The 23,059-nt window shown below is 52.9% G+C and carries 18 protein-coding genes; 17 read left to right on the forward strand and 1 reads right to left on the reverse strand.

Translation table 11 applies throughout. The annotated features are described in order from the left end of the window. Positions 1-60: 60 nt before the first annotated feature. From PEH01S_RS17050 to cls (PEH01S_RS17085), 9 genes are all read left to right on the forward strand, one after another. Complete coding sequence (locus PEH01S_RS17050; RefSeq protein WP_246062965.1) at positions 61-195, forward strand: DUF2268 domain-containing putative Zn-dependent protease; 135 nt, start codon at positions 61-63, stop codon at positions 193-195. A 117-nt stretch (positions 196-312) separates the two neighbouring features. Beyond that, complete coding sequence (locus tag PEH01S_RS17055; protein WP_025845615.1) at positions 313-1,173, forward strand: CPBP family intramembrane glutamic endopeptidase; 861 nt, start codon at positions 313-315, stop codon at positions 1,171-1,173. Between the two features lie 286 nt (positions 1,174-1,459). Continuing rightward, positions 1,460-2,170, forward strand: coding sequence for a DUF4855 domain-containing protein (locus PEH01S_RS17060; RefSeq protein ID WP_127486911.1), 711 nt, complete (start codon positions 1,460-1,462; stop codon positions 2,168-2,170). Then, on the forward strand, positions 2,158-2,550 hold the full coding sequence (locus tag PEH01S_RS17065) for a DUF4855 domain-containing protein (RefSeq protein ID WP_127486913.1): 393 nt from the start codon (positions 2,158-2,160) through the stop codon (positions 2,548-2,550). The genes PEH01S_RS17060 and PEH01S_RS17065 overlap by 13 nt, the downstream gene beginning before the upstream one ends. Before the next feature lie 47 nt (positions 2,551-2,597). After that, positions 2,598-4,481, forward strand: coding sequence for a hypothetical protein (locus tag PEH01S_RS35460; RefSeq protein ID WP_246062964.1), 1,884 nt, complete (start codon positions 2,598-2,600; stop codon positions 4,479-4,481). A 79-nt stretch (positions 4,482-4,560) separates the two neighbouring features. After that, positions 4,561-4,734 carry a hypothetical protein gene (locus PEH01S_RS34640; protein ID WP_164827891.1) on the forward strand — a complete coding sequence of 58 codons (174 nt, stop codon included), beginning with the start codon at positions 4,561-4,563 and terminating at the stop codon, positions 4,732-4,734. Positions 4,735-4,952: 218 nt separating this feature from the next. Next, on the forward strand, positions 4,953-8,426 hold the full coding sequence (locus PEH01S_RS17075; protein ID WP_127486915.1) for a BadF/BadG/BcrA/BcrD ATPase family protein: 3,474 nt from the start codon (positions 4,953-4,955) through the stop codon (positions 8,424-8,426). A gap of 33 nt (positions 8,427-8,459) precedes the next feature. After that, on the forward strand, positions 8,460-10,100 hold the full coding sequence (locus PEH01S_RS17080) for a 2-hydroxyglutaryl-CoA dehydratase (RefSeq protein ID WP_127486917.1): 1,641 nt from the start codon (positions 8,460-8,462) through the stop codon (positions 10,098-10,100). A 119-nt stretch (positions 10,101-10,219) separates the two neighbouring features. Beyond that, positions 10,220-11,635: a cardiolipin synthase gene (cls, locus tag PEH01S_RS17085; RefSeq protein WP_127486919.1), complete on the forward strand. Its 1,416-nt coding sequence runs from the start codon at positions 10,220-10,222 to the stop codon at positions 11,633-11,635. A 5-nt stretch (positions 11,636-11,640) separates the two neighbouring features. On the opposite strand, the gene cls (PEH01S_RS17090) is transcribed toward cls (PEH01S_RS17085), so the two are convergent. Beyond that, entirely contained in the window at positions 11,641-13,062 is a 1,422-nt protein-coding gene (cls, locus tag PEH01S_RS17090) for a cardiolipin synthase (RefSeq protein ID WP_127486921.1), read from the reverse strand. 240 nt (positions 13,063-13,302) lie between these two features. Between cls (PEH01S_RS17090) and araA the strand changes: the two genes are divergently transcribed. The 8 genes from araA to PEH01S_RS17130 all read left to right on the forward strand — a co-directional run bounded on the left by araA (position 13,303) and on the right by PEH01S_RS17130 (position 23,030). Beyond that, the gene (gene araA, locus PEH01S_RS17095; protein ID WP_127486923.1) at positions 13,303-14,790 is read left to right on the forward strand and encodes an L-arabinose isomerase; all 1,488 of its coding nucleotides are present in this window, start codon (positions 13,303-13,305) and stop codon (positions 14,788-14,790) included. A gap of 126 nt (positions 14,791-14,916) precedes the next feature. Next, entirely contained in the window at positions 14,917-16,011 is a 1,095-nt protein-coding gene (locus PEH01S_RS17100) for a GntR family transcriptional regulator (RefSeq protein WP_174807143.1), read from the forward strand. A gap of 76 nt (positions 16,012-16,087) precedes the next feature. Further along, on the forward strand, positions 16,088-16,792 hold the full coding sequence (gene araD / locus PEH01S_RS17105) for an L-ribulose-5-phosphate 4-epimerase (protein WP_025845602.1): 705 nt from the start codon (positions 16,088-16,090) through the stop codon (positions 16,790-16,792). A 43-nt stretch (positions 16,793-16,835) separates the two neighbouring features. Next, entirely contained in the window at positions 16,836-18,506 is a 1,671-nt protein-coding gene (locus PEH01S_RS17110; RefSeq protein ID WP_127486927.1) for a ribulokinase, read from the forward strand. A 67-nt stretch (positions 18,507-18,573) separates the two neighbouring features. Further along, complete coding sequence (locus PEH01S_RS17115; protein ID WP_127486929.1) at positions 18,574-19,704, forward strand: sn-glycerol-1-phosphate dehydrogenase; 1,131 nt, start codon at positions 18,574-18,576, stop codon at positions 19,702-19,704. A 281-nt stretch (positions 19,705-19,985) separates the two neighbouring features. Then, entirely contained in the window at positions 19,986-21,179 is a 1,194-nt protein-coding gene (locus PEH01S_RS17120) for an extracellular solute-binding protein (RefSeq protein WP_127486946.1), read from the forward strand. 79 nt (positions 21,180-21,258) lie between these two features. Further along, entirely contained in the window at positions 21,259-22,134 is an 876-nt protein-coding gene (locus PEH01S_RS17125) for a carbohydrate ABC transporter permease (protein ID WP_127486931.1), read from the forward strand. Between the two features lie 50 nt (positions 22,135-22,184). Continuing rightward, positions 22,185-23,030 carry a carbohydrate ABC transporter permease gene (locus PEH01S_RS17130; protein ID WP_127486948.1) on the forward strand — a complete coding sequence of 282 codons (846 nt, stop codon included), beginning with the start codon at positions 22,185-22,187 and terminating at the stop codon, positions 23,028-23,030. The last annotated feature ends 29 nt before the right edge of the window (positions 23,031-23,059 follow it).

A 23,059-nucleotide genomic window follows, 5' to 3' on the forward strand; every position in this document is an offset into this window, starting at 1 on the left:
TCTAGTGCATTCTAGCAGGATTTCGGGAGTCTGTCGACCACTTGGAAGTCAGTTATGCATATGATCATCAATGCCGCCGGGTATGCGGTTGGCTATCATACCGTTCAGCAATTTTTGAAAAACTCGGGGGCTACGATTTATGAGGCAACGCGGTTGACGAGAGCAGAGATTATTGACGGCAGCCAAGTTTTTTGAAGGGAACATTTTCTTAAATTTTTCTGCAAGTCCTTCCAAGGACTTGCTTTTTTGGCGTCAACGTAGGAAATTTAATGGGTTAGTATCCATAAATTCATGCTGCGGAGGGACGGAAAGTTGCGGAAGCTTTTCAAAAACAACGCAAGCCAGATGCGGCTCGGATGGGATTTGTTCTTAGCCTTGCTCTTGTTCGTGGGCTTGCAATTTGCGATTGTACTCGTACTGTCGATCAAATGGGGCGGCAACTCGCTCGTATCTTCTGTGCGACCGGAGCTGATTACCCCGCTGGGGGGAATTGCGGCCACGCTTCTAATCTGGGTGCGCCTGAAAAAACGAACCTTGCGGGACCTGGGCATGCGCTGTTCATTCACGGGAGTTCGTGAACTCGGTGCCGGCATAGTACTGGGCTTCGGATTCATGTCGACGATCACGGCGATTCTGGTGGCCGCCGGTGCGGTTACGCTTCGCATCAATCCTTCCTGGAGCGCGTCCGGCCTGCTCTGGAGCCTGATGATGTTTATAGGGGTCGCATTCTCGGAGGAAATGTTTTTCCGGGGATACATCACGAAAACGATGGAAGCCTTAAAATACCGGCTGCCCTTTGCTTATACGGTGTCGGCGATATTGTTCGCTTTGATTCATCTTGGAAATAACGACGTGTCTGCCTTGGCGCTTTTGAATATTTTTCTGATCGGCCTGTTGTTTGCTTATATGTTCACGGTGACGGGGAGCCTATGGATGCCAATCGGCTATCATCTCGCTTGGAACTTTACGCAGGGCAGCGTTTATGGGCTAGCCGTCAGCGGGAACGAGGTAAATGGAATATTCGAGGCTGCGTTTCAGCCGCAGTTAAGCTGGTTGACCGGCGGAGACTTCGGACCGGAAGCGGGGCTGCTGGACACGGCAATGAGTATGCTCGGTTTTATGGTGTTGTATGTGTGGCATAGGAGAAGAAGGGTAAAACGTAATCCATTTTGAATGATATGAAGAGCGGAAATAGCATAGAAAAGCAAAGGCATGCCCGCGTATCGGGATGCCTTTTTATGCGTTGGCAGGTAGAGCTTTTGCGAAAGAGTTAGGACTTTTAGAGTGGCGGAATTGGGAAAGTAAACGATTGAAATAATTCACCAATTTGGTATGCTGGAGAAGGATTTATCTTCCATTTTCATTTTGATAGTTTGGAGGAAGGAGAGGATAAGTCAAATAAAGAGCCCTCGTTTTTTTGTAAGCGCTTCGCCTAACCTAAAGGAGAGTGAACTCGTAGATGATGAACTTAAAGAAATGGAACGGTTTGCTAACAGCTTTCATCCTGCTTGTGTCCCTAATTGTGACATCCCTTTTTCCGTCAGTCACCTTTGCGGCATATTTACCCAAGAACAGTGAAAAATCCAATGGCGCTTCGAACATGGCACTCATCTATACAGGTTACTATAACCCGGACGATTATGATGGCATGAAGATAGGGGATTATGACAAGGAACGGTTCCTGCCTTATGTAGGGTATCTGAACGACAAGGGCGTTGCGGAAGACTATTTTTTCGACACTTTCCTGATGCTCACAGCCTTCTCTCCATACAAAGGGAGCTTGGGACGTTATTACGATTGGACAGCCGGCAGCAGGCCCGGTACCCTGCAGGATTGGAAATGGGCGATGGATCGGGTGTTCGAGAAGGACATACAGCTGGATGGTCTTGAGGCGGCGGTTGAGCAGGTAAGCGGTGATTTGAAAGATCCGGGCAAGAAGGTCAATGTGTATTTAACCTTGCCGTTCCCCGATCCGCAAAGCAAAGATTTCGGTGATTTCAACGGAGACGGAACCGTTAAAAATCTGGAGAGTCTGGATACGCGAAAAGCATTGATCCGCTGGTATGTCGATACGATGACGGCGCGTTTCGAGCAGCAGAAATATAAGCATTTGAGGCTGCGATTCAGCCGGATCATTATTCTGATGAAAACTCTACAATGGCTCGTGTAGAGGAGACAGCGGATATTGCTTACGCTAATGAAGCAGGCGTAGAAGTGGAGTTCGATCAACGCATGATTGACCTTCCAAGGTACCGTCAAGCCTTCTACAATTACCTGATTACTGGCGTTAAGAAGCAATTTATGAATGATGCGCTGATTGCTTATTATCAAGATATTTACGCTCTGTATGATCTTTATCATTCCGAGTTTCCAGCGGCTAAGCAAATGTATACGGACATTTACAAGTTTGCCAAAGGAAAATTTACAGCTCCGATAGGAAGCTTTGCGGGGCGTGTGGTTGACCGTGACGGAAACGGCATAGCCGGTGCCACGTTAACCGATCAGGGAGGAAATGTCGTAGCAGCAGATGTGTACGGGAGATTTGAATAAGGGGATTATATGCGACGCAAAATGCATTCGTCGTGGAGAAGCCGGGAATGCAAGGGCGGGAAGTGACGGTTGACATTCGCGACCGGCAAACCCTTTATCGTGACATTGCTTTACAACATGCGTTGGGAAGTCCGCTGAAAGAATCAAGTGAGCACGCTACGGTAAGCTTCGATGTGTACAACCCTGCCACGAAGCCGCAAGAGCATACGGCACCCGATTTTACGATAGCGCTTCCATCCAAGCTGGCGACAATGGATATCGGCGCGGTATGGGCACCGGTTGTCTTCGACAAGAATGACAAAGAGCGGAAGAAGGCGGATGCTGTGTTCACCAGCTCTGACCCAGGTGTCATTGAAGTATTGCCTGAAGGCAAGATTCGGGCTGTACAAGCGGGTACGGCGGTGATCCGTGCACAGGTTGGGCCTTTTGAAGCGGAAGCTGTAGCGATCGAGGTCGCTCCATGGACATATCATCGGTTAAAGGGTGCGGAGACGTCTCTAACCGTCAATAAGGGATTCGATAACCCGGTTCTTCGTGATCCGCTGCAGGGAGGTCCCCAATATGTCGTGAAGGAAGGCAGCACCCTTAAGATCGCGCACAAATATAATCGAGGAAACGATATGTGGATGGTGTTTGACCATGCCGGTGCAAACAAGCTGTATGGGATGAAAGAATGGCGCCTCAGCCCGAATGTGAACAAGGATGCCAGCCCTGACTTCACTCGTTCTTCCGTTATGCTGTGTCCGGATGTTTCGGATTGGATCGGCCCGTATATTGTAGGCGCCAACCAGAATGGAAATGGCGGCGGGCAGGATTTTACCGGCGGCAACCACAACTACGACGGAGGAGAGAACAGCTCTGCGACCGGCAGAACGGTACAATATAAAGTGTGGGTTGACGGGAAAGAGCTTCGGGACGGACAAGTCATCTCCGGCAAAAAGGTGAAGATCGAGGTTATCAATCGGATCCAAGGCTTCAATACGAAGGAACAGGATGGCAGCGGACGCGAAATCCTGCAAGAAACGGTCACGTATGAAGTTGAGGGCGGTCAAGTACAAGTCCATACTGAAATCCAGCCGTTAGAAGACATCACCTTGTATCGCTATTATGGCCTGCAATCCGTCAATGGCGCATGGAATCATGAAATTCGTTATTATGCAGGAGAGACGGAAGTCGCGAGAAGCGAAGCGGGCAAGTATAGCGACTCCGGCATGAAATCCCAGCACCCTGATGTAGATAAGTACTGGCTTAGCCCGGCAGTACAGGATGGAAGCCAGCATCAGCTCCTTGTATCGCTTGATCGCCATTACGGACTTGGACAATTGCAATATCTCGCTGACGATCAGCCGGTTGTGTTTACGCAAGCGTATGGCAAGTCGTACTTTCTGCAAGTGTTTAATAAATCGGCCGTGCTGAAGAAGGGATACAAGGTTGCTTGGCGCGGACAATATCACTTCTTCTCCACCCCGGCCCAGGAAAGAACGATCAAGCTGTTGAGCAATTTCGGCAATGGCTATGCGGTGCCCGAAGGGGAGGCTTCCTATCGATGGGAGGTCATTGGCGATGCCGTGGAGAAGGTAAGTGAATCCGGAAACCGCATTCGGCTTAAAGGAGTAAAAGAAGGCACGGCAGCGATCAAAGCGTCGATCACCTATAACGGCAAGTCCCAGACGCACGAATCGATCGTTCAGGTAGGGGACAAGCGCCAGGCGGATACCACGGAGCTGCAGCAATTGCTTGACGAAGTGAAGCTGCTCCTTCGGCAAACGGGCAACCAGTATAATAAGGAAAAGGGGCAGCTAGCCGAGGCTTCGATCCATATCATGAGAAAGCTGAAGCAAGAAGGCTTCACGCAGGCGAATGTGGAAGAGGCTGCGGACCAGCTAAAGGAAGCCATTGCGATCTTCAAGAAGGCAGCAGCTTTAAAATAGCACTGCGCCATGCATAACAAATATTCGCTTCGTGCATAGTATAGGCGAACATCCGATGAGAAAGGGAGGAATATGGAGAATGAAAGAAAGTGAAAAAGAGAGAGCGGCCGAGGCAGACCGCTTGAATTTTTATGACCAAACCGATGATGTGGTAAATGAAGTACCGGCCACGACCGATGCCGATGAAGCCGTCGAGGCGATAACCTCGCATATCAATAAATATGATGTACCGGATGAGTTGGAGGAAAAATAGCGAATGGCCCAAGCGCGCACAGGATAACCTGCTGCGTGCTTTTTTTAGAGCAAGAACTTTCAGATCTTGAAACAACAAGATGGACACCATTGTAGCCAAATCTACAGCCAATTATGCTTGTCGGCGATTTCCTGAAAAAAAATCGTGAAAGTGTGATAAATATCACATTTAAGTAAATGCTAAGGATGGTTCGAAATGGAACGTGAGGAGTTGTATTCATGAAGCGCATCAACCAAGAGCTGGATTCCCTGATCATCGGGATCGACGTAGGCTCGACGACGGTCAAAGCGACCGTGGTGGACCCGCGAACGAAGGAGATCGTTTGGGCGGATTACCAGCGGCATCACACGAAGCAGGCGGAAAAAGCGCTGGACTTTCTGGTGGCGATCGGGAACGAGTTTCCGGATGTCAAGCCGGAACATATCCGAGTATTCGCTACGGGCTCCGGGAGCGGCCCCATCGCTCCGCATATCGGGGCCAAATTCGTGCAGGAAGTCAATGCGGTTACCATGGCGGTGGAGCATCTTCACCCCGATGTGGGAAGCGTGATCGAACTCGGAGGACAAGACGCCAAAATTATCATCTTCAAGGAGAATGTGGAGACCGGCAGCAAACAGGCGCTGACCTCGATGAATGACAAGTGCGCGTCGGGCACCGGCGCTACCATCGACAAGTGCATGATCAAGGTCGGCATGCCGATGGACGAAGTGGGCAAGCTGCACTTCGACGACAGCAAGCTGCATCATGTCGCGGCCAAATGCGGCGTTTTCGCCGAAACGGATATCGTCAATCTTGTCAAAAGCGGCATTCCTTCGCCGGAAATCATGTGCTCCTTGGCGGATGCCATCGTCATGCAGAATCTCTCCGTGCTGACCCGCGGGAATACGCTTCGGCACCGTGTGCTGCTGTTGGGGGGCCCGAACACGTATTTGCCTTTCCTGCAGGAATGCTGGAGGCTCCGCATTCCGCAAACCTGGCGGGAGCGGGGGTACGATTATCCGAAAGACGTGTCTGTCGAGGAATTGATATTCGTTCCCGACAATTCCCAGTATTATGCGGCTTACGGCGCTGTGCTGTACGGCATGCATGAGCCGGCCGACGTGGGGTTGTATACGGGGCTCGAAGGGCTGAAGGAATTTATCGCCCACGGCCGCAAGGCGAAGCTCGGCGAAAAAGCCGGTCCTCCTCTCGCAGCGGGCCGGAGCGAATTGGATCAATTCCGCGAGCAATACCGGATTCCCAAATTTACCCCGACCGCATTTGGCCCGCAGCAGAAGGTGCGCGCCGCGATCGGTCTTGACGGCGGGTCCACCTCGTCCAAAGCGGTCCTTGTCGATGAAGAGGGCACGATTTTGCTGAAGGAATACCAGCTCTCCAAAGGCAACCCGCTGGAAGATACCAAAGAAATGCTGATGCGCATCCGTGACAAAGTACGGGCTCAGGGGGCCGAGCTTGAGATTATCGGGTTCGGCGCGACCGGTTACGCCGCGGACGTGCTGGAAAAAACGCTGCACGCCGATGTCAACATCGTGGAAACGGTTGCCCATATGATGAGCGCCGTTCATCAGTTCGGCGACATCGACGTGATTTGCGATATCGGCGGCCAGGACATCAAAGTGCTGTTTCTCAAAAACGGGGATATCCGCAACTTCAAGCTGTCCAACCAATGCTCCGCCGGAAACGGCATGCTGCTGCAAGCGATGGCGGATCAGTTCGGCATTCCGGTCCAGGAATATGCCGACACGGCGTTCAGCGCGGAGCTGAGCCCGAAATTTTCGTATGGCTGTGCGGTGTTTTTGGATGCGGACCGGGTCAACTTCCAGAAAGAGGGATATTCCAAGGAAGAATTGTTAGCCGGATTGGCCATGGTTTTGCCGAAAAACGTATGGCAGTACGTCGTGCAGGTTCCGCGCATGTCCGAATTGGGGCGGAAATTCGTGCTGCAGGGAGGAACGCAGTACAACTTGGCCGCCGTCAAGGCGCAGGTCGACTATATTAAGCAGCGGGTTCCCGATGCCGAAGTGTACGTGCATCCCCATCCTGGAGAAGCGGGCGCGATCGGGGCGGCCATGGAGACGCTGCGCGTCGTGAAACGGCGGGGCTACTCTACGTTTCTCGGCCTCGACGCCGCCATTAATCTGCGCTACGTGTCGCGAAACGACGAGTCCACCCGGTGCCATTTCTGCCCTAACCAGTGCAGCCGCACCTTTATCGACTCCGAGACGCCTGACGGAAAAACCGCCCGCTACATATCCGGCTTCAGCTGCGAAAAAGGAACGGTGGAGGATAAGGAGGCCGTCGTCAAGCTGACCCGGGAACGGCAGGAGCTGAAGAAGCATTATCCCAATCTGGTGGATTATGAGGCGCGGCGCATGTTCCAGCATTTCTACGATGCGGAGCCGCTTCCCGAAGCCGGGACACAGGTGGAAGACGTCCGTCTGAAACGAAGCTTGCTTGGGCTTGGCGGCATGCGCAGAACGTCTTACCGAAGGCCGTTTCACCGTTCTTCCGCCGAAGCTGCGGAGAAGCGAAGCCAAGTCCGCATCGGCATTCCAAAGGTGCTGAACATTTGGTCGACCGCGCCGTTTTGGCGGACTTATTTCGAGGCGCTCGGTGTCCCCCAGCGGAACATCGTATTCAGCGACAATACGAGCGAGGAAATGTGGCAGGAAGGCGGCAAATACGGATCGATCGATCCGTGCTACCCTTCCAAAGTCGCCCAGGCTCATGTGCACAACCTGCTGTTCAAGCACCATGCGAAAGCGCCGCTCGACTACATTGTATTTCCGTGCATCACCCATATTCCGACTCACATGCAAAATGTCATGGACTCCGCCAGCTGCCCGATCGTGGCTGGAGCCCCGAACGTCATCAAAGCTGCGTTTACCAAAGAGGTGAACTTTTTTGAAACGAGAGGGGTCGTCTATCTGGACCCGGCCGTAACCTTCACCGAGCCGAACATGATGAAGAAGCAGCTGTATGAGGCGTTTGCGGAGCATTTGCAGATGACCGAGGATGAAAGCGACTTTGCCGCCGAGCAGGGCTTGAGAGCGATGGAGCTGTTCGACGAGGAAATGCAGGAAAAGGGCAAATCGATTCTGGAGCAGGTCGAGCGGGAAAACCGTCTCGCCATTCTGATGATCGGCCGGCCGTACCATTCCGATCCCGGTCTGAATCATGGCGTGCTGGAGGAATTTCAGGTGCTCGGGTATCCGATTCTGTCCATGCGGTCGATTCCAAAAGACGAGGCTTGGCTGAATCCGTTCTTCAAGAACGATTTGCAAAGCGGAAGAGTGAACTGCGCGCTGGAGGTAACGGATGTGTGGCCGGAAAACTTCAGTTCCAACAGCGTGCAAAAGGTGTGGGCCGCCAAATTCGCCGCGCGTCATCCGAACGTGGCTGTGCTTGATCTGTCCAGCTTCAAATGCGGGCATGATGCACCGACCTACGGGCTGATCGACTCGATTATTTCGGCGGCGGGCACGCCGTTCTCCGCCTTGCACGATATCGACGCCAACAAACCGAGCGGTTCGATCAAAATCCGCGTTAAGACTTACGCGCACAGTCTGGGACTTCATGAGGAGCGATTGCAGGACCTGGCCCGCAAAAAAGCGGAACTTGTGGCGCGATTGGAGCAAAAACGCGCCGAGCTGATGGACATGAAGCAAGACGGACAAGCAGAGGTTATTTGAGACCAACTACTGAATGAAGGAGTGAATCCGATCATGGCGAATGCGGGCAAAATGGAAAAGACCAACGATCAATTGTCCCTTGAGGAGAAGCTGCTGCAATTTCAAAAGGAACAGGAGAAAGCGTTGGGGTTGGATCAGGCAAACCGGCATCAATGGTTCGATCCGGTTCCGCGCCAGTTTTTGGCCAAGGACAAGGCGTCGACGACGCTGCTGTTCGGCGGGCTGACGATGGCGCACGATTATTTGGTGGAAGGGGCTCTTAAGGGGCTCGGGTATAACGTAAAACACCTGGATTGTCCGGATAACGAGTCTTTGCGCTTCGGCAAAGAATTCGGCAACCGCGGCCAATGCAATCCGACGTACTTTACGGTCGGCAATCTGATTAAACATTTGCACCACCTGCGCGACGTGGAAGGAAAGTCGAAGGAGGAAATCGTCCGCAATTACCTGTTCATTACGAGCGGCTCTTGCGGCCCGTGCCGGTTCGGCACCTATGTGACGGAATACCGGAAAGCTCTGCGCGATGCCGGGTTTGACGGCTTTCGGGTTCTTCTGTTCCAGCAGACGGACGGGCTGAAGCAGGCGACAGGCGGGGAATCGGCGCTCAAGCTGGATACGTCGTTTTTTCTCAGCTTTTTGAAAGCCGTGCTGCTGGGAGATATCTTAAACGCGCTCGCTTACCGCATTCGCCCCTACGAAGTGGAACCCGGTTCGACCGATGCCGCCCTGGAACGGTGCAAGCGGCTTATTTATGAAGCTTTGAGCGGGCGCAAACGGCTGCGGCCGGCGCTCGTCGCCAGCCGCCGGGTGCTGGGAGCGATCCGGGTGGACCGCACCCGGGTCAAACCGAAAGTGAGCATTATCGGCGAATTTTGGGCGATGACCACCGAGGGGGACGGCAATTACCAGCTGCAGCGCTTTTTGGAAGGCGAGGGGGCCGAGGTAGAAGTGCAGTCGATGACGGCCTGGATTCTGTACCTGATCTGGGAGGGACGATACGATACCGTCAGGCGTATGCATCTGCGCGGGGCCGATTCCGGCAAATACGGTTTGCAGGGGAAAAATCCGTTCTTGCGGTTGCGCATGTTTTGGCTCGCGGACCGCGTTCTCCGCGTAATGTTCCAATCCTATGCGAAGGCGCTCGGGTTATACGACTACCACCTGCCCGATATGGAAGAGATTGCCCGCGTCGCCCACGAGCACTATAACAACCATCTGCGGGGCGGAGAGGGCCATATGGAGGTAGGGAAGCTGATTCTGAACGTCGCGAAGCGGAAAGTCAATATGACGATCTCGGTCAAGCCGTTCGGGTGCATGCCGTCCTCCGGCGTGTCGGACGGGGTTCAGTCGCTGATCACCGAGAAATACCCGGATGCGATCTTTCTGCCGATCGAGACGACGGGCGACGGCGCGGTCAACGTGTACAGCCGGATCCAAATGATGCTGTTCAAAGCCAAGCAAGCGGCCCAGAAAGAGTTTGACGAAGCCTTATTGAAAAAAGGCATTGCCGACGAACGTCTTCAGCAAATCAAGCTTTGCCGAAAACGGAACCGTGCTCTGGGGACCAACCGTCATGTCGTCGCTTGTACAGCGGCCAATTTCCTTTACGGGATGCGCGGCGGGGGCGGTGGATTTTCTTTCCGCCGCTACAAGCAGCAAATTCAAAAAGTATAGTCCAACCGCTTCATGCAGGCTCCTGTCTTGGGTCAGGAGCCTCTTCTGTTGTTCCCATTATTGCAACGAATAACCTGCATAAACTTGCGACACCCTTACAAAGGGAGGTGAAGCGACCATTGCTCTGGATCATTTTGGCCCTTATCCTGTTCATAGTTCAAATTGCAGCGGTCGTGATCTTTGAATTTTCGCGTCCATATAAAGCGGTGACATGGATGGTTATTCTGTTTCTGTGTCCGCCGATGGGATTCCTGCTTTATTTTTTTGTCGGAAAAGAATACGCGTGCAAGCGTCTCATGAATCGGGAGGACCGGATGCTGCTGAAGCAGATCAAAGAACAACTGTCCGACCGCTGCGGGTGTGAAACGAAGAAGGAAAGGCGGCCCGACGTCAAGCCTAAAGACAGGGTGCATGCGATGCTGGAAAACGCGGCGGCCATCCCCGTAACCGCCGGCAACGAAACGACCGTGTACGCGGAAGGCACGCAAGCCTTCGAAGACATGTTGAAAGAGATTGCGATGGCCAAGCGCCATATCCATATCACATCTTACATCATCCGTAACGATCAGCTCGGGCTTCGTTTTCAACAGTTGTTGATCCGTAAAGCCCGGGAAGGGGTGAAGGTGCGGCTTTTGTATGACGGGATCGGCTGTCTCCGGTTGGGGAAGTCTTATATCAACCGGCTTAAGGAGGCCGGCGTGGAGATCGAATGTTTTTTTCCGCTGCTGCTCTCTTTGTTCAATAGGCATATCAACTTCCGCAATCACAGGAAAATCATCATTGTCGACGGGAAAATCGGGTATTTCGGCGGTTTAAACATAGGGGATGAATATGTTGGAAAAGACTCGAAACTGGGTTATTGGCGGGATACGCATTTTCGCATCGAGGGCAATGCCGTATTATGGATCCAGTATACGTTTTTAATCGACTGGTTTCTTGTCAAAGGGGAGTTCTTGACCGATCCGGAATACTACCCGGCACAGGAAAAGAAAGGGAACGATCGGGTGCAAATCGTAAAAAGCGGACCGGACGAAACAAGTATGCTTGAACTTATTTTTTCCTGCGTCGTTTCGGCCAAAAAAAGAATCTATATCGAAACGCCGTACTTCATCCCGGACCCCGGCATCTTGTTTGCGCTGAAAACAGCCGCTATCAGCAAGGTTGACGTACGTATCATCTTGCCCGCCGTCCCCGATCACCCAATTGTGTATTGGGCGTCGTTGTCCTATGTCAAAGAATTATTGCAGGCGGGGGTCCGCTTTTATTTCTATGAAAAAGGGTTCATCCATGCGAAAGTCGTAATAGCGGATGACTTGGCGTGCTCTGGCTCCGCCAACATGGACATTCGCAGCTTTTGCGGTCAATTTGAACTGGGGGCTGTCTTTTTTAACGGGGGAGTGGTGGACCGTCTAGTCCGCGATTTTGTCAGGGATCTGAGCGTAAGCAAGGAAATCCTGCTTGCCCAGTTTGAGAGCCGGTCGAACTTCCAGAAATGTAAAGAAACGTTTGCCCGCTTGCTTTCCCCTTTGTTTTAGGGGATTCAGAATAATGACGAGAGCGCCCGGGCAACCGATTCTTTTATTTTCTGAATTTCGCGCCGTTTGCGGAACTCCGCAAGCAAGATCTCCGAACTTGCCTGCAAATCCCGCAGGAAATCTTCCTCGAAGCGATCAACGGTCTTGGGGTCAAAAAAAACGGCATGGACTTCGAATTGGTCATAAAAGCTGCGCATATCCATATTGGCCGTGCCGCAGCAAGCCAAGTTATCCGCGATCATCACTTTGGCATGAATAAACCCTTTGCCATACTGAAAAATATGAACTCCCGCCTCAAGCAGTTCCTGGACAAAGGATAAAGTAGCCCATTGCACAAATTTGGAGTCGGAATTTTCAGGAATAATGATGCGGACGTCAATTCCGCTCGCTGCGGCAGTTTTTAAAGCCATCAAGATGCTCGGGTCCGGAATAAAATAAGGCGTCTCAATATAGATCCGTTCCCTTGCCGAAGCAATGCAAGAGAAAAACACCTCCAGTAAAGTTACTCTATGCCCATCCGGGCCACTTTTAATAATCTGTACAACTTCTTTCCCTGGTGTGTCAAACATTGGAAAATAATTGGTTCCGGTTAACGCTGCTCCTTTGACAAAGAACCAATCGGTTGCAAAGGTATACTGGAGCCATAACACCGCATCGCCTTTCACGCTTAGATGCGTGTCGCGCCAAAATCCAAGATTCGAGTCTTTCCCCAAATATTCGTCGCCAATATTCAAGCCGCCGAAGAAGCAGATATTTCCGTCGATGACCAATATTTTTCGGTGATTGCGGTAATTGAGACGCTTGTCGATGAATGCGCTCCATGGGGGGGAAAAGCATCCCGTCTCGATGCCGGCGTCATGCAGTTGTTTCAAATACTTCTCGTCCAGTTGATGGCTGCCGATCCCGTCATATAGAAGGCGGACCTTTACGCCTTCTTCTGCTTTCCGAATCATCAGTTGCTGAAAGCGAGTGCCGATATGGTCGTCGCGCACAATGTAAAACTCGATATGGATATGGTCTTTGGCCGCACTCATCGCTTCCAGCATGGCTTCAAAGGCGTGAGCCCCATCAGGGTAAACGATGGTCTCATTGCGAACGGTGATCGGGGCGGACGGTATGTTTTGGAGTAACGCAAGCAGACGTTTTTGATGCCGGGTGGATTCATATAGCGATTCTTCGCCGGCCCGCTTTCTGCAATAAACCAACAAGTCCGTCTTGATTCGTTCCAAACTTGTGCTTGTGGATTGCGGTCGGGAGGAATAGTTTTTCGCGATAAAAAAATACAGCAGGATTCCGATGAGTGGGAATAGAAACTGAATGATAGTCCATGCAATCACCTTATGAGGACGACGGTGTTCGATGATGACAATCAGTGCAATCTGAATGATGAACAGTAGCAGTAATAAACCCATCATGGTCCACAGCAACGTTTTAGCCTGCCTTATCTTGAATATCAAGAGTATTTTTCCCAAAAGAATATGAAAAAAATGCGTCTTTCTGGAATTTGATCATTTTGTGTTTTTGCTTGCCTTTTTGGATAGGATTGGATATAATGTAGTTGCATAAGTTGTACGTACCAATTATCATATATCTTTTTTTGTGTACAAATGTACGTACAATTTATTGATGGGAAATAACATCATAAGCAGTTGGAAGGGGCTAACAGGATGGATTTGAAACCGCACTCATTTTGGTTTGTCACCGGAAGTCAGCATTTATACGGGCCCGAGACGCTGGAACAGGTGGCGGAGCATGCGCGAATGATTGCCGGGCAATGGGACCGGGACGCCATGTTCACCTATCCGGTCGTATTCAAGCCGATCGTCACAACAACGGATGAAATATACAAGTTGATCGTACAAGCGAATAGCGACGAGACTTGTGCCGGAATCATCACCTGGATGCACACTTTCTCCCCGGCCAAAATGTGGATCGCCGGCCTCTCGCAGCTGCAAAAGCCGCTGCTGCATCTGCATACCCAGTTCAACCGGGATATTCCGTGGGAGACGATGGACATGGATTTTATGAACCTGAACCAGTCCGCTCACGGTGACAGGGAATTCGGCCATATCGGAGCGCGCCTCAACATCGCACGCAAAATTGTCGTCGGCCATTGGGAAGACCTGCAGGTGCGGGAAGCGGTTGCCGGTTGGATGCGTGTCGCCGCCGCTTATGCCGAGAGCCGCCGCCTGAAAGTCGCCCGCTTCGGCGATAACATGCGCGAGGTCGCCGTTACGGAAGGAGATAAGGTGGAGGCGCAAATCAAATTCGGCTGGTCGGTCAACGGCTATGGCGTCGGAGACTTGGCGAAAGTATTGGATGAAGTGAGCGACCGCGAAGCGGAGGCGCTGCTGGACGAATATGCGGAACAGTACACCATCGCGCAATCCGGCCTGGCCGACGGCCCGGTACGGGATTCCATTCTGTATCAGGCCCGCCTTGAGATTGCGATGAAGCGTTTTCTGAAGGAAGGGGGCTTCGGAGCGTTCACGACGACCTTCGAAGATCTTCATGGCTTGAAGCAGCTTCCGGGGCTGGCCGTACAGCGGCTGATGGCAGCGGGATACGGTTTCGGCGGCGAAGGCGACTGGAAGACGGCGGCATTGACCCGGGTATTGAAAGTGCTGGCCGACAATAAAAGCACCTCCTTCATGGAGGATTACACGTACCATTTCGAGCCCGGGAACCATATGATTCTCGGCGCGCATATGCTGGAGGTATGTCCGACGGTAGCCGCCACGCGGCCGGCAATAGAAGTCCACCCGCTGGGCATCGGAGGAAAAGAGGCTCCTGCCCGGCTCGTATTTGACGGACGGGCGGGTCAGGCGGTCAACGCCTCGCTGGTAGATCTTGGCCATCGGTTCCGCTTGCTTGTCAATGTGGTCGACGGTGTGAACGTCGAGAGGCCGATGCCCCGGCTTCCGGTTGCCCGCGTCCTCTGGAAGCCGCAGCCTTCCTTGCGCGAATCGGCCGAGGCATGGATTCTGGCGGGGGGAGCGCACCATACCGTTCTCTCGTACGCGATTACGGCGGAGAACCTGGCCGATTTTGCCGACATGGCCGGAATTGAAGCCATCATCATCGACAAAAACACGTCGGTTTCACGCTTCAAGAATGAGCTTCTGTGGAACGATGCGGCGTATCGCCTGAAATAGCAAGCGTCCGGTTGTCTCTATTCGCCCAGCCTATGATACAATAACTACGAATGGAAAAGCCTGTCCGGCAAAGCTTTCACGATTGCGCGGCAGGACTTGGACCCAAATGCTGCGCTGAGGTGAATAATGAATAACAGACGAATTCCTAAATATATTCAACTGAAAAATGAATTGTTATCTTGGTTTGAATCGGGAAAGTTACAGCGGGGAAAGCAGATCCCTTCGGAGAACGAGATTGCGGAGCAGTTCGGCATGAGCCGCCAGACGGTCCGCCAGACCTTCGGGGAGCTGGAGAAGGAAGGTTGGCTGGAACGGATTCAGGGGAAGGGGACTTTCGCCCGTATTCCGGAACGCCGCGAAGGCGAATTGGCGAAAACGATCGGCATTATTACCACTTACATTTCCGACTACATCTTCCCGCATATCGTGCGAGGGGCGGAGGCGGAGCTTCGCAGTCGGGGTTACCGGCTTCTTCTGTCCAGTACGGACAACAATAAGGAGAAGGAAATGGAAAGTCTTCAGCTCATGGCCAGCCAGCCGATCAGCGGACTCATTATCGAACCGACGAAAAGCGCCGAAGGCAATCCGAACCTGGCTTATTTTCTGGAGCTCCAGGAGAAAGGGATTCCTTACTTGATGATTAACGAGAAGTACCAGGAACTGGAATGTCCCTGTCTGAAGGTGAAGGACGAGTCGGGAAGCTATAAGGCGGTACAGTATTTGCTGGAGCAGGGCCATACGCGGCTTGCCGGCTTTTTCAAACGAGACGACCTGCAAGGCGTCAACCGGCTGAAAGGGTTTCTGGCAGCCCATAAAGCGGCGGGGGTGAGCGTTTCGGCCAAAAGTGTCGTCACCTACACGACCGAGCAAAAAAACGATCTGCCTTATCGGCAGGCGCTGCAGATGCTGACTGAAGGCGAAGAGCGTCCGACCGCCTTTGTGTGCTACAACGATGAGCTTGCCGTCCTGCTGATGGAGGCGATTGCCGCAAGCGGTCTCCGGGTGCCGGAAGACGTATCGGTCATTGGATTTGACGACTCCAGCCTGGCCTCCGCTTCGGGGACCAAGCTGACGACGCTGACGCATCCGAAGACGGAAATGGGGCAAGCGGCCGCGAAGCAGCTGATCGCGATGATCGAACAGGGACAACCGGCACAGGACATCATCTATGAACCTGAGCTGATCGTACGGAATTCCGTAGCCAGGAGAAACGAAGATTGATGGGGGTGGGTCTGCCGGATGCAGACTGTCCCGCCCTTACTTGTACGTACAATTGGTGAGGAAGGATGTGGCTGGTATGCTGGAAAATTTAAAACAGCAGGTGCTGAAAGCGAATCTGGCGCTGCCCAAGCATAGACTTGTCACCCTGACTTGGGGAAATGTAAGCGGAATCGACCGGGACCAAGGATTGTTCGTGATTAAGCCGAGCGGGGTGGCTTACGAGGAGTTGACGGCGGAGGACTTGGTAGTCGTCGATCTGGAAGGCAACGTCGTTGAAGGCGACCTGCGGCCGTCCTCCGACACCCCTACCCATAGGGTGTTATACCGCTCATTCCCCGACATTGGCGGAATTGTTCATACCCATTCGCCGTGGGGAACGAGCTGGGCACAGGCAGGACGTCCGCTTCCTGCCTCGGGAACGACTCATGCGGATTACTTCTATGGCGAAGTTCCCGTCACCCGTCCGATGACCCGTGCGGAAATCGAGGGCGATTACGAGTTGGAGACCGGCCATGTCATCGTTGAGCGATTCCGTGAGCTGGGTCTCGATCCGATGCAGGTTCCGGGGGTGCTGGTACACGCGCACGCGCCTTTTGCCTGGGGGAAAGACGCGCTTCAAGCGGTTCAGAATGCGGTGGTGCTTGAGGAAGTGGCCAAAATCACCGCACGGATGCTGCTGCTTAACCCGGACAGCCGGCCGATGGAACAGACCTTGCTGGATCGGCATTTCTTGCGAAAACACGGAACCAACGCTTACTACGGTCAGGCTCATCATCGGTAATCACTGGCAATCCTAACTTGTTGTCATGCTGGAGGGGACTCATATGGGGAAAAAGTACACGATCGGCGTGGATTATGGCACACAGTCCGGTCGCGCCATCTTGGTCGATTTGTCCAACGGCCAAGAAATCGCGGATCATGTCACGCCTTATCCGCATCATGTCATGGATGAACGTCTGCCGGGTTCAGACAAGAAGCTGCCTCATGACTGGGCGCTGCAGCATCCGGCAGATTATATCGAAGTGCTTCGGCGGTCGGTGCCGGCTGTCGTTCGCCATTCGGGAATCGATCCTGCGGACATCATCGGCATTGGCATCGATTTTACCTCCTGCACGATGCTGCCGGTCGATGCGTCAGGAGAGCCGCTATGCCTGAAGCCGGAGTGGCATGAGCATCCCCACAGCTGGGTGAAGCTGTGGAAGCATCATGCGGCCCAGCCGGAAGCGGACCGGATAAACCGCGTTGCCGCGGAACGCGGTGAAGCCTTTTTGCCGCGTTATGGAGGCAAGCTTTCGTCGGAGTGGATGATCGCCAAAGTGTGGCAGATTCTTAATGAAGCGCCGGAAATTTACGAGCGGACCGACCGGTTCCTGGAGGCGACCGATTGGGTCGTGTCGCAAATGACCGGCAGAATCGTCCGCAACAGCTGCACAGCCGGTTATAAGGCGGTGTGGCATAAGCAGGAAGGCTATCCTGACCGGGAATTTTTCAAAGCGCTCGATCCGCGGCTGGAGCATTTAACGACAACCAAGCTTCGCGGGGAAATATGTCCGCTTGGGACGAACGTCGGCGGTTTGACGGAGCGGATGGCGGCGATGATGGGGCTGAGGCCGGGGATTGCCGTGGCGGCAGGGAATGTCGACGCGCATGCCGCCGTACCTGCCGTTGGCGTCGTAACGCCCGGCAAGCTGGTGATGGCTATGGGGACATCCATCTGCCATATGCTGCTTGGCACGGAAGAGAAGACGGTCGAGGGGATGTGCGGTGTCGTGGAAGACGGCATCATCCCGGGATATTTCGGCTATGAAGCCGGCCAATCTGCCGTCGGTGACATTTTTGAATGGTATGTGGAGGAGGCGATGCCCGCCTACGTCAAGGAGGCTGCCGGGAAAGAAGGGCTTGGTGTGCATGCCTGGCTGGAAAAGGAAGCGGCTCTGTATAAACCGGGACAGACCGGCTTGCTTGCGCTTGATTGGTGGAACGGCAACCGTTCGGTGTTGGTGGATACCGATTTGACGGGCATGATTCTGGGCATGACGCTGCTGACCAAGCCGCAGGAAATATACCGGGCGCTGCTGGAAGCAACCGCTTTCGGCACGCGCAAAATCGTCGATGCTTTTCATTCCGGCGGCGTCAGCGTGGATGTTCTCTACGCATGCGGCGGATTGCCGCAAAAAAACAAGCTGCTGATGCAAATCTATGCGGATGTGACAAACCGTGAAATTATCGTCGCGGATTCCAAGCAAACGCCAGCGCTTGGAGCGGCCATCTTCGCCGCCGTGGCGGCCGGCAAAGAGGCCGGAGGGTATGACACGGTCATTGCGGCAGCCGAAAACATGGCCCGGGTCAAGGAAGAAACGTTCAAGCCGATTCCGGGGCACGTCGAAATTTATGAACGCCTTTATCGGGAATATAACCTTCTGCATGATTACTTTGGCCGCGGCGCCAACGACGTGATGAAGCGGCTCAAGCATATTAAACAGTCCGTCGAATAAACGAAACACCGGCGCATGGCGGCAGCACGGGCCGCCTCACCGGCAAACCGATTAGGGAGGGATCAGCATGAACCGGATATCGGGAGAACATGGGCTGGAGCGAATGGTGCTTGAGAAGGGAGCCGTACAATCGGCGGCCTCTTATTTGGAACAAAAAGGGTTCCGTCATGCGATTCTGGCGGCCGATGGAAATACGTACGCGGCTGCAGGGAAGCAGCTGGAGCAAGAGCTGACAAAGACGGATGTCGGAGTTCGGCTATGCCTCCTTGCCCCAGAACCATCCGGAGATGTCGTCGCCGATGAACAAGCGCTTCTGCAGCTGCTGCTGGAGGTTCAGCCGGGGCAGACGGATATCATGATTGCCGTCGGCTCGGGAACGATTCATGATATCGTCCGCTTCGTAAGCTACAAGACGGGCTTGCCGTTTGTTTCCGTGCCGACAGCCCCTTCGGTGGATGGATTCACGTCCAAGGGAGCTCCGCTGATCGTCCGCGGGGTGAAGACAACGTTTCCGGCTTCCGCGCCGATCGCGATATTCGCCGATCTCGATATTTTGATGCAGGCTCCGCAGCCGCTCGTTGCCGCAGGGTTCGGGGATATGCTGGGCAAGTACACTTCGCTGTTCGATTGGAAGTTTTCGCATTTGACTGCAGCCGAGCCTTATGATGAGAAAGCTGCGGCCATGACGGAAAAAGCATTGCGTGACTGCGTCGGGCATGTGGATGAAATCGGAAACCGTACCGAGGCAGGCATTCGCATCCTGATGACCGCTCTCATCGAATCCGGCGTGGCGATGCTGAGGTTCGGACAGTCCCATCCCGCTTCCGGCGCCGAGCATCATGTATCGCACTTCTGGGAAATGGAATATTTGCGCAGAGGCAAACGGGCGCTGCTCCATGGCGCCAAGGTGGGCGTCGCCTGTGCCGAAATATCGCGCCTGTATCATGATGCGGCATACCGGGGGATGTATCCGGGGCGGGAGCCCGCGCAGCTTCGGAATTATGGGGACCGGGTGCGTGAATGGCTGCACGAGGTGCCTTCCAAGGCTGAAATCCGCTCGCTTCTGCGACGGGCAGGAGGGCCTGCGGGCAGGGAGGAGCTTGGCATCGATGAGGAACTATTCGGGCGAAGCTTGCGGGAAGCCCACCGTCTGCGTGACCGCCATACGCTGCTGCGCGCGTTAAATGAGGCGCAATGACGCGCAGACACAGGCATTACCTGCCGGCATAACCGGTGTCCGGCATGTTCCCCCTGTGTCCTATCCTACAGCGGCGAACAAGCAGATCTTGTATGATAGGTTATTGCAAGCGCATTCAAGTGAATTCATCCGGGATGGGATTCGCTTGAAAAAGGCAAGGGCCTTGCGGACAGGGACAGCTGCAATTGTAAGGGGTTGCAAGGCAACTAACACAATTCGAGGGGGCGGAAGATTTGAAGAAGAATCTTATTGTTTTGTGGGTAATCATCGCCGTGAGCCTTATGTTGTCTGCATGCGGAAGTGGTGAAGACGACAAGACGATTACGTTCTGGACGCCGCTTACAGGCGATGATGGCGCGTACATGGATCAGCTTGTCAAGGATTACAATGCCACCAATCCCGGAATCAAAGTGAAGCATGTGATTACATCCGACATGTATACGAAGATCTCCACCGTCCTGAACTCGGGTAAAGGCATACCCGACTTGGCCATCATTCACGCCGACCGCGTTCCCGGTTTTGTCAAGCAGGGCGTTCTGGAGCCGATTGGCAGTGCGATCGCCGGGCAGCCGGAGATTAAGAAAGACAATTATTTGCCGCAAGCCTGGTCGACCGGCAATATTGAAGGCACCCAATATACCGTGCCGCTCGATATTCACAGCAACGTGATGTACTACAATAAAGATCTGCTCAAGAAGTATAACGCGGAAGCGTTCCTGGATGACAATGTCGTGACCATTGACGAGATGCTCTCTTTAAAAGGGAAGCTGAAAGAGGGAGATTACGTGGTGAACGACGCGCTGCTGAGCTGGGTCATTCTGGCGCAAATCCAAAATCTGGGCGGACATATTGAGGAGAACGGAAAGCCGGCGGTGGATACCCCCGTGATGAAGCAAGCCTTCGAACATGTAAAGAAGATCGCCGATGCAGGCCTGATGACGCCGTTCGGGGAAGACGGTTATTTAATGTTCCAATCCGGCAAAGTGCTGTTCTCCACGGATGGAACCTGGAGTTCTACGGCGCATGCAGCGGTGGAAGGCTTGAACTTCGGCGCGACGAATATTTATTCGCCAACGCCCGATAAATTTACGAACCGGGCCTCCTCTCACTTGTTTGCGATGTTCAAGAAGGATCGGCGTTCGGATCAAAAAGAAGCGGGAATCGGCGCTTTTCTCGAATATATCCGCCAAAACTCGCTGAAATGGGCCAAAGCAGGCCAGATCGTAGCCAGCAAGCAAGTCAACGAGAGTGCGGAATACAAGCAATACATGCAGTCCTTCTTCACTTCGAATCCCAAAGAAATCGAATCCCTTTATATCTACACGTATGAATATTACCCTTATGTAGCAGAAGCCGTGGAAACGTATTGTGCTGATATCGTCCGCGGGAACGTCGAATTGGATGAAACTTTGAAAAAAATGCAAAAATTTGTAGAGGATAAGATCGCAGAGAGCCGCAAAGCGACTACCAAATAGGCCTTGGCAAAATAGAAGGAAACGATGTACCGGCTTTGCATCCGGCACATGGTTTATCCAAAAGGGGATATAGAAGGCTATGAAAAAGAAAAATTTTGTGCCGTTTTTCTTTGTGGGCCCTCATCTGGTTTTGTTTCTTATTTTCATCCTCATTCCGACGATTTACGGAATCTATGCATCCTTTACGCAATGGAACTTGATGAACGATCCGATATGGGTCGGCTTGGACAACTACAAGACGCTGCTGTTTGATCGGCATTCGACCTTTCACACCCAATTTGTAAACGGTTTGACGAATACGTTTATTTTTGTCGGGATCAGCGTACCGCTTTTAATTGTCATCCCGCTGCTTATCGCGGTGGCGCTGGAACACAAGCAGGTCAAATGGAAAGGCATGTTTCAATCGATCCTTTATATTCCCGGGTTGATCTCGATTTCCGCCGCAGCCTTGATCTGGCTGTTGATTTTTAACAAGCAATTGGGGATCACCGGCAACCTGTTTCATTCTCAGGTGGCTTGGCCTGCAACACAGCCCTATGCCTGGATCATTATTTTCGTCATTACGGTATGGGGCGGCGTTGGCGGGAACATGATTATTTACCGGGCTTCCATCGCCGGCGTATCCAAGGAATTGTACGAAGCTGCAGAAATCGACGGAGCCGGGGCCATGCGGAAATTTTTCAGCATTACCTTGCCCTCCATCCATTTTCCGCTGATTTATACGTTTGTTATGACAACGGCAGGCGCCTTTAACGTATTCGGCCAACCGCTGATGATGACCGACGGCGGTCCGAGACAAAGCACGCACGTATTGATGATGTACATTCGTCAATTGGCGTTTGGCCACGGCGAATCGATTGCCGGAATGGCATCTGCTATGGCCGTGCTGCTCGGCTTGGTCATTTTGGTGATCTCGGCGCTGCAGTATTATGTCATGAACCGAAATGCCAACTAACGATGTAATCAGATGCCGGATTATAGAAAGGAGAGGCGGGTGTGATCAGCATGTTGAAAAAAGCAAGGATCTCCAAGTATATCGCGTACCTGTTCTTAATCGTCCTTTGCATCATTTGGGTCGTCCCGGTCGTATTCGGAGTTACCACCTCCTTCCGTTCCCAATCCGAGGTCGTCTCCGCGGGCTTCAGACTTCTGCCGGAAAATTGGATGCTGGACAACTACGTGACCATTCTGGAGAATACGTCTACAGCGCCGATCCTGCGCTGGCTGCTCAACTCCGTATTTATCGCTTGTACGCACACCTTTTTGGTGGTCGTGATCATCTCGATCACCGGCTACGGCTATTCCCGCATGAACTTCAGAGGCAGGGATACGTTATTTTTCACGTTGCTGGGCATTTCGTTTTTCCCAGGGGTCGTCAATATCATCCCTTCGTACAAAATTATCGAAGCTTTCGGCTGGGTGAACACTTCTTGGGCGATGATCATTCCCGGCTTGGCCGGCATGGGCAACATCTTTCTGGTCAGACAGTTTTTGAAGGGAATTCCGCAGGAGCTGGACGAATCTGCGCGTGTGGATGGCGCCGGTGATTTTAAAATCTATTTCGCGATTATTCTTCCGTTGATCAAGCCGATTCTTATTGTTTGCGGGCTGTTCTCGTTCGTTGGCTCCTGGAACGATTTCCTCTGGCCGGTGATCGTGTACACGGATGTCGAAAACATGCCGATTACGGCAGGGTTGCTGCTGCTTCAAGACATTTACGGAAACTATCGCATGATCGGGCAGCTGATGGGCTCGGCGATGCTGGCGATTATTCCGACCTTGCTGCTGTTTGCCTTTGCACAAAAATATTTTATTCAATCGATCAATCTGAATTCCGGGATTAAGGGTTAACCAAAGAAGACGAGACCAGGAGGAATAAC

The organism is Paenibacillus ehimensis NBRC 15659, from assembly GCF_004000785.1.
GTDB lineage: Bacteria > Bacillota > Bacilli > Paenibacillales > NBRC-103111 > Paenibacillus_G > Paenibacillus_G ehimensis.

Coding starts and splice junctions, on each gene's coding strand:
- PEH01S_RS17050 (WP_246062965.1), top strand. CDS start 61: ATGATCATCAATGCCGCCGGGTATGCGGTTGGCTATCATACCGTTCAG.
- PEH01S_RS17080 (WP_127486917.1), top strand. CDS start 8,460: ATGGCGAATGCGGGCAAAATGGAAAAGACCAACGATCAATTGTCCCTT.
- PEH01S_RS17120 (WP_127486946.1), top strand. CDS start 19,986: ATGTTGTCTGCATGCGGAAGTGGTGAAGACGACAAGACGATTACGTTC.
- PEH01S_RS17130 (WP_127486948.1), top strand. CDS start 22,185: ATGTTGAAAAAAGCAAGGATCTCCAAGTATATCGCGTACCTGTTCTTA.
- PEH01S_RS17075 (WP_127486915.1), top strand. CDS start 4,953: ATGAAGCGCATCAACCAAGAGCTGGATTCCCTGATCATCGGGATCGAC.
- PEH01S_RS34640 (WP_164827891.1), top strand. CDS start 4,561: ATGAAAGAAAGTGAAAAAGAGAGAGCGGCCGAGGCAGACCGCTTGAAT.
- araA (WP_127486923.1), top strand. CDS start 13,303: ATGGATTTGAAACCGCACTCATTTTGGTTTGTCACCGGAAGTCAGCAT.
- PEH01S_RS35460 (WP_246062964.1), top strand. CDS start 2,598: ATGCAAGGGCGGGAAGTGACGGTTGACATTCGCGACCGGCAAACCCTT.
- PEH01S_RS17110 (WP_127486927.1), top strand. CDS start 16,836: ATGGGGAAAAAGTACACGATCGGCGTGGATTATGGCACACAGTCCGGT.
- PEH01S_RS17125 (WP_127486931.1), top strand. CDS start 21,259: ATGAAAAAGAAAAATTTTGTGCCGTTTTTCTTTGTGGGCCCTCATCTG.
- PEH01S_RS17100 (WP_174807143.1), top strand. CDS start 14,917: ATGAATAACAGACGAATTCCTAAATATATTCAACTGAAAAATGAATTG.
- PEH01S_RS17115 (WP_127486929.1), top strand. CDS start 18,574: ATGAACCGGATATCGGGAGAACATGGGCTGGAGCGAATGGTGCTTGAG.
- araD (WP_025845602.1), top strand. CDS start 16,088: ATGCTGGAAAATTTAAAACAGCAGGTGCTGAAAGCGAATCTGGCGCTG.
- PEH01S_RS17065 (WP_127486913.1), top strand. CDS start 2,158: ATGGCTCGTGTAGAGGAGACAGCGGATATTGCTTACGCTAATGAAGCA.
- PEH01S_RS17060 (WP_127486911.1), top strand. CDS start 1,460: ATGATGAACTTAAAGAAATGGAACGGTTTGCTAACAGCTTTCATCCTG.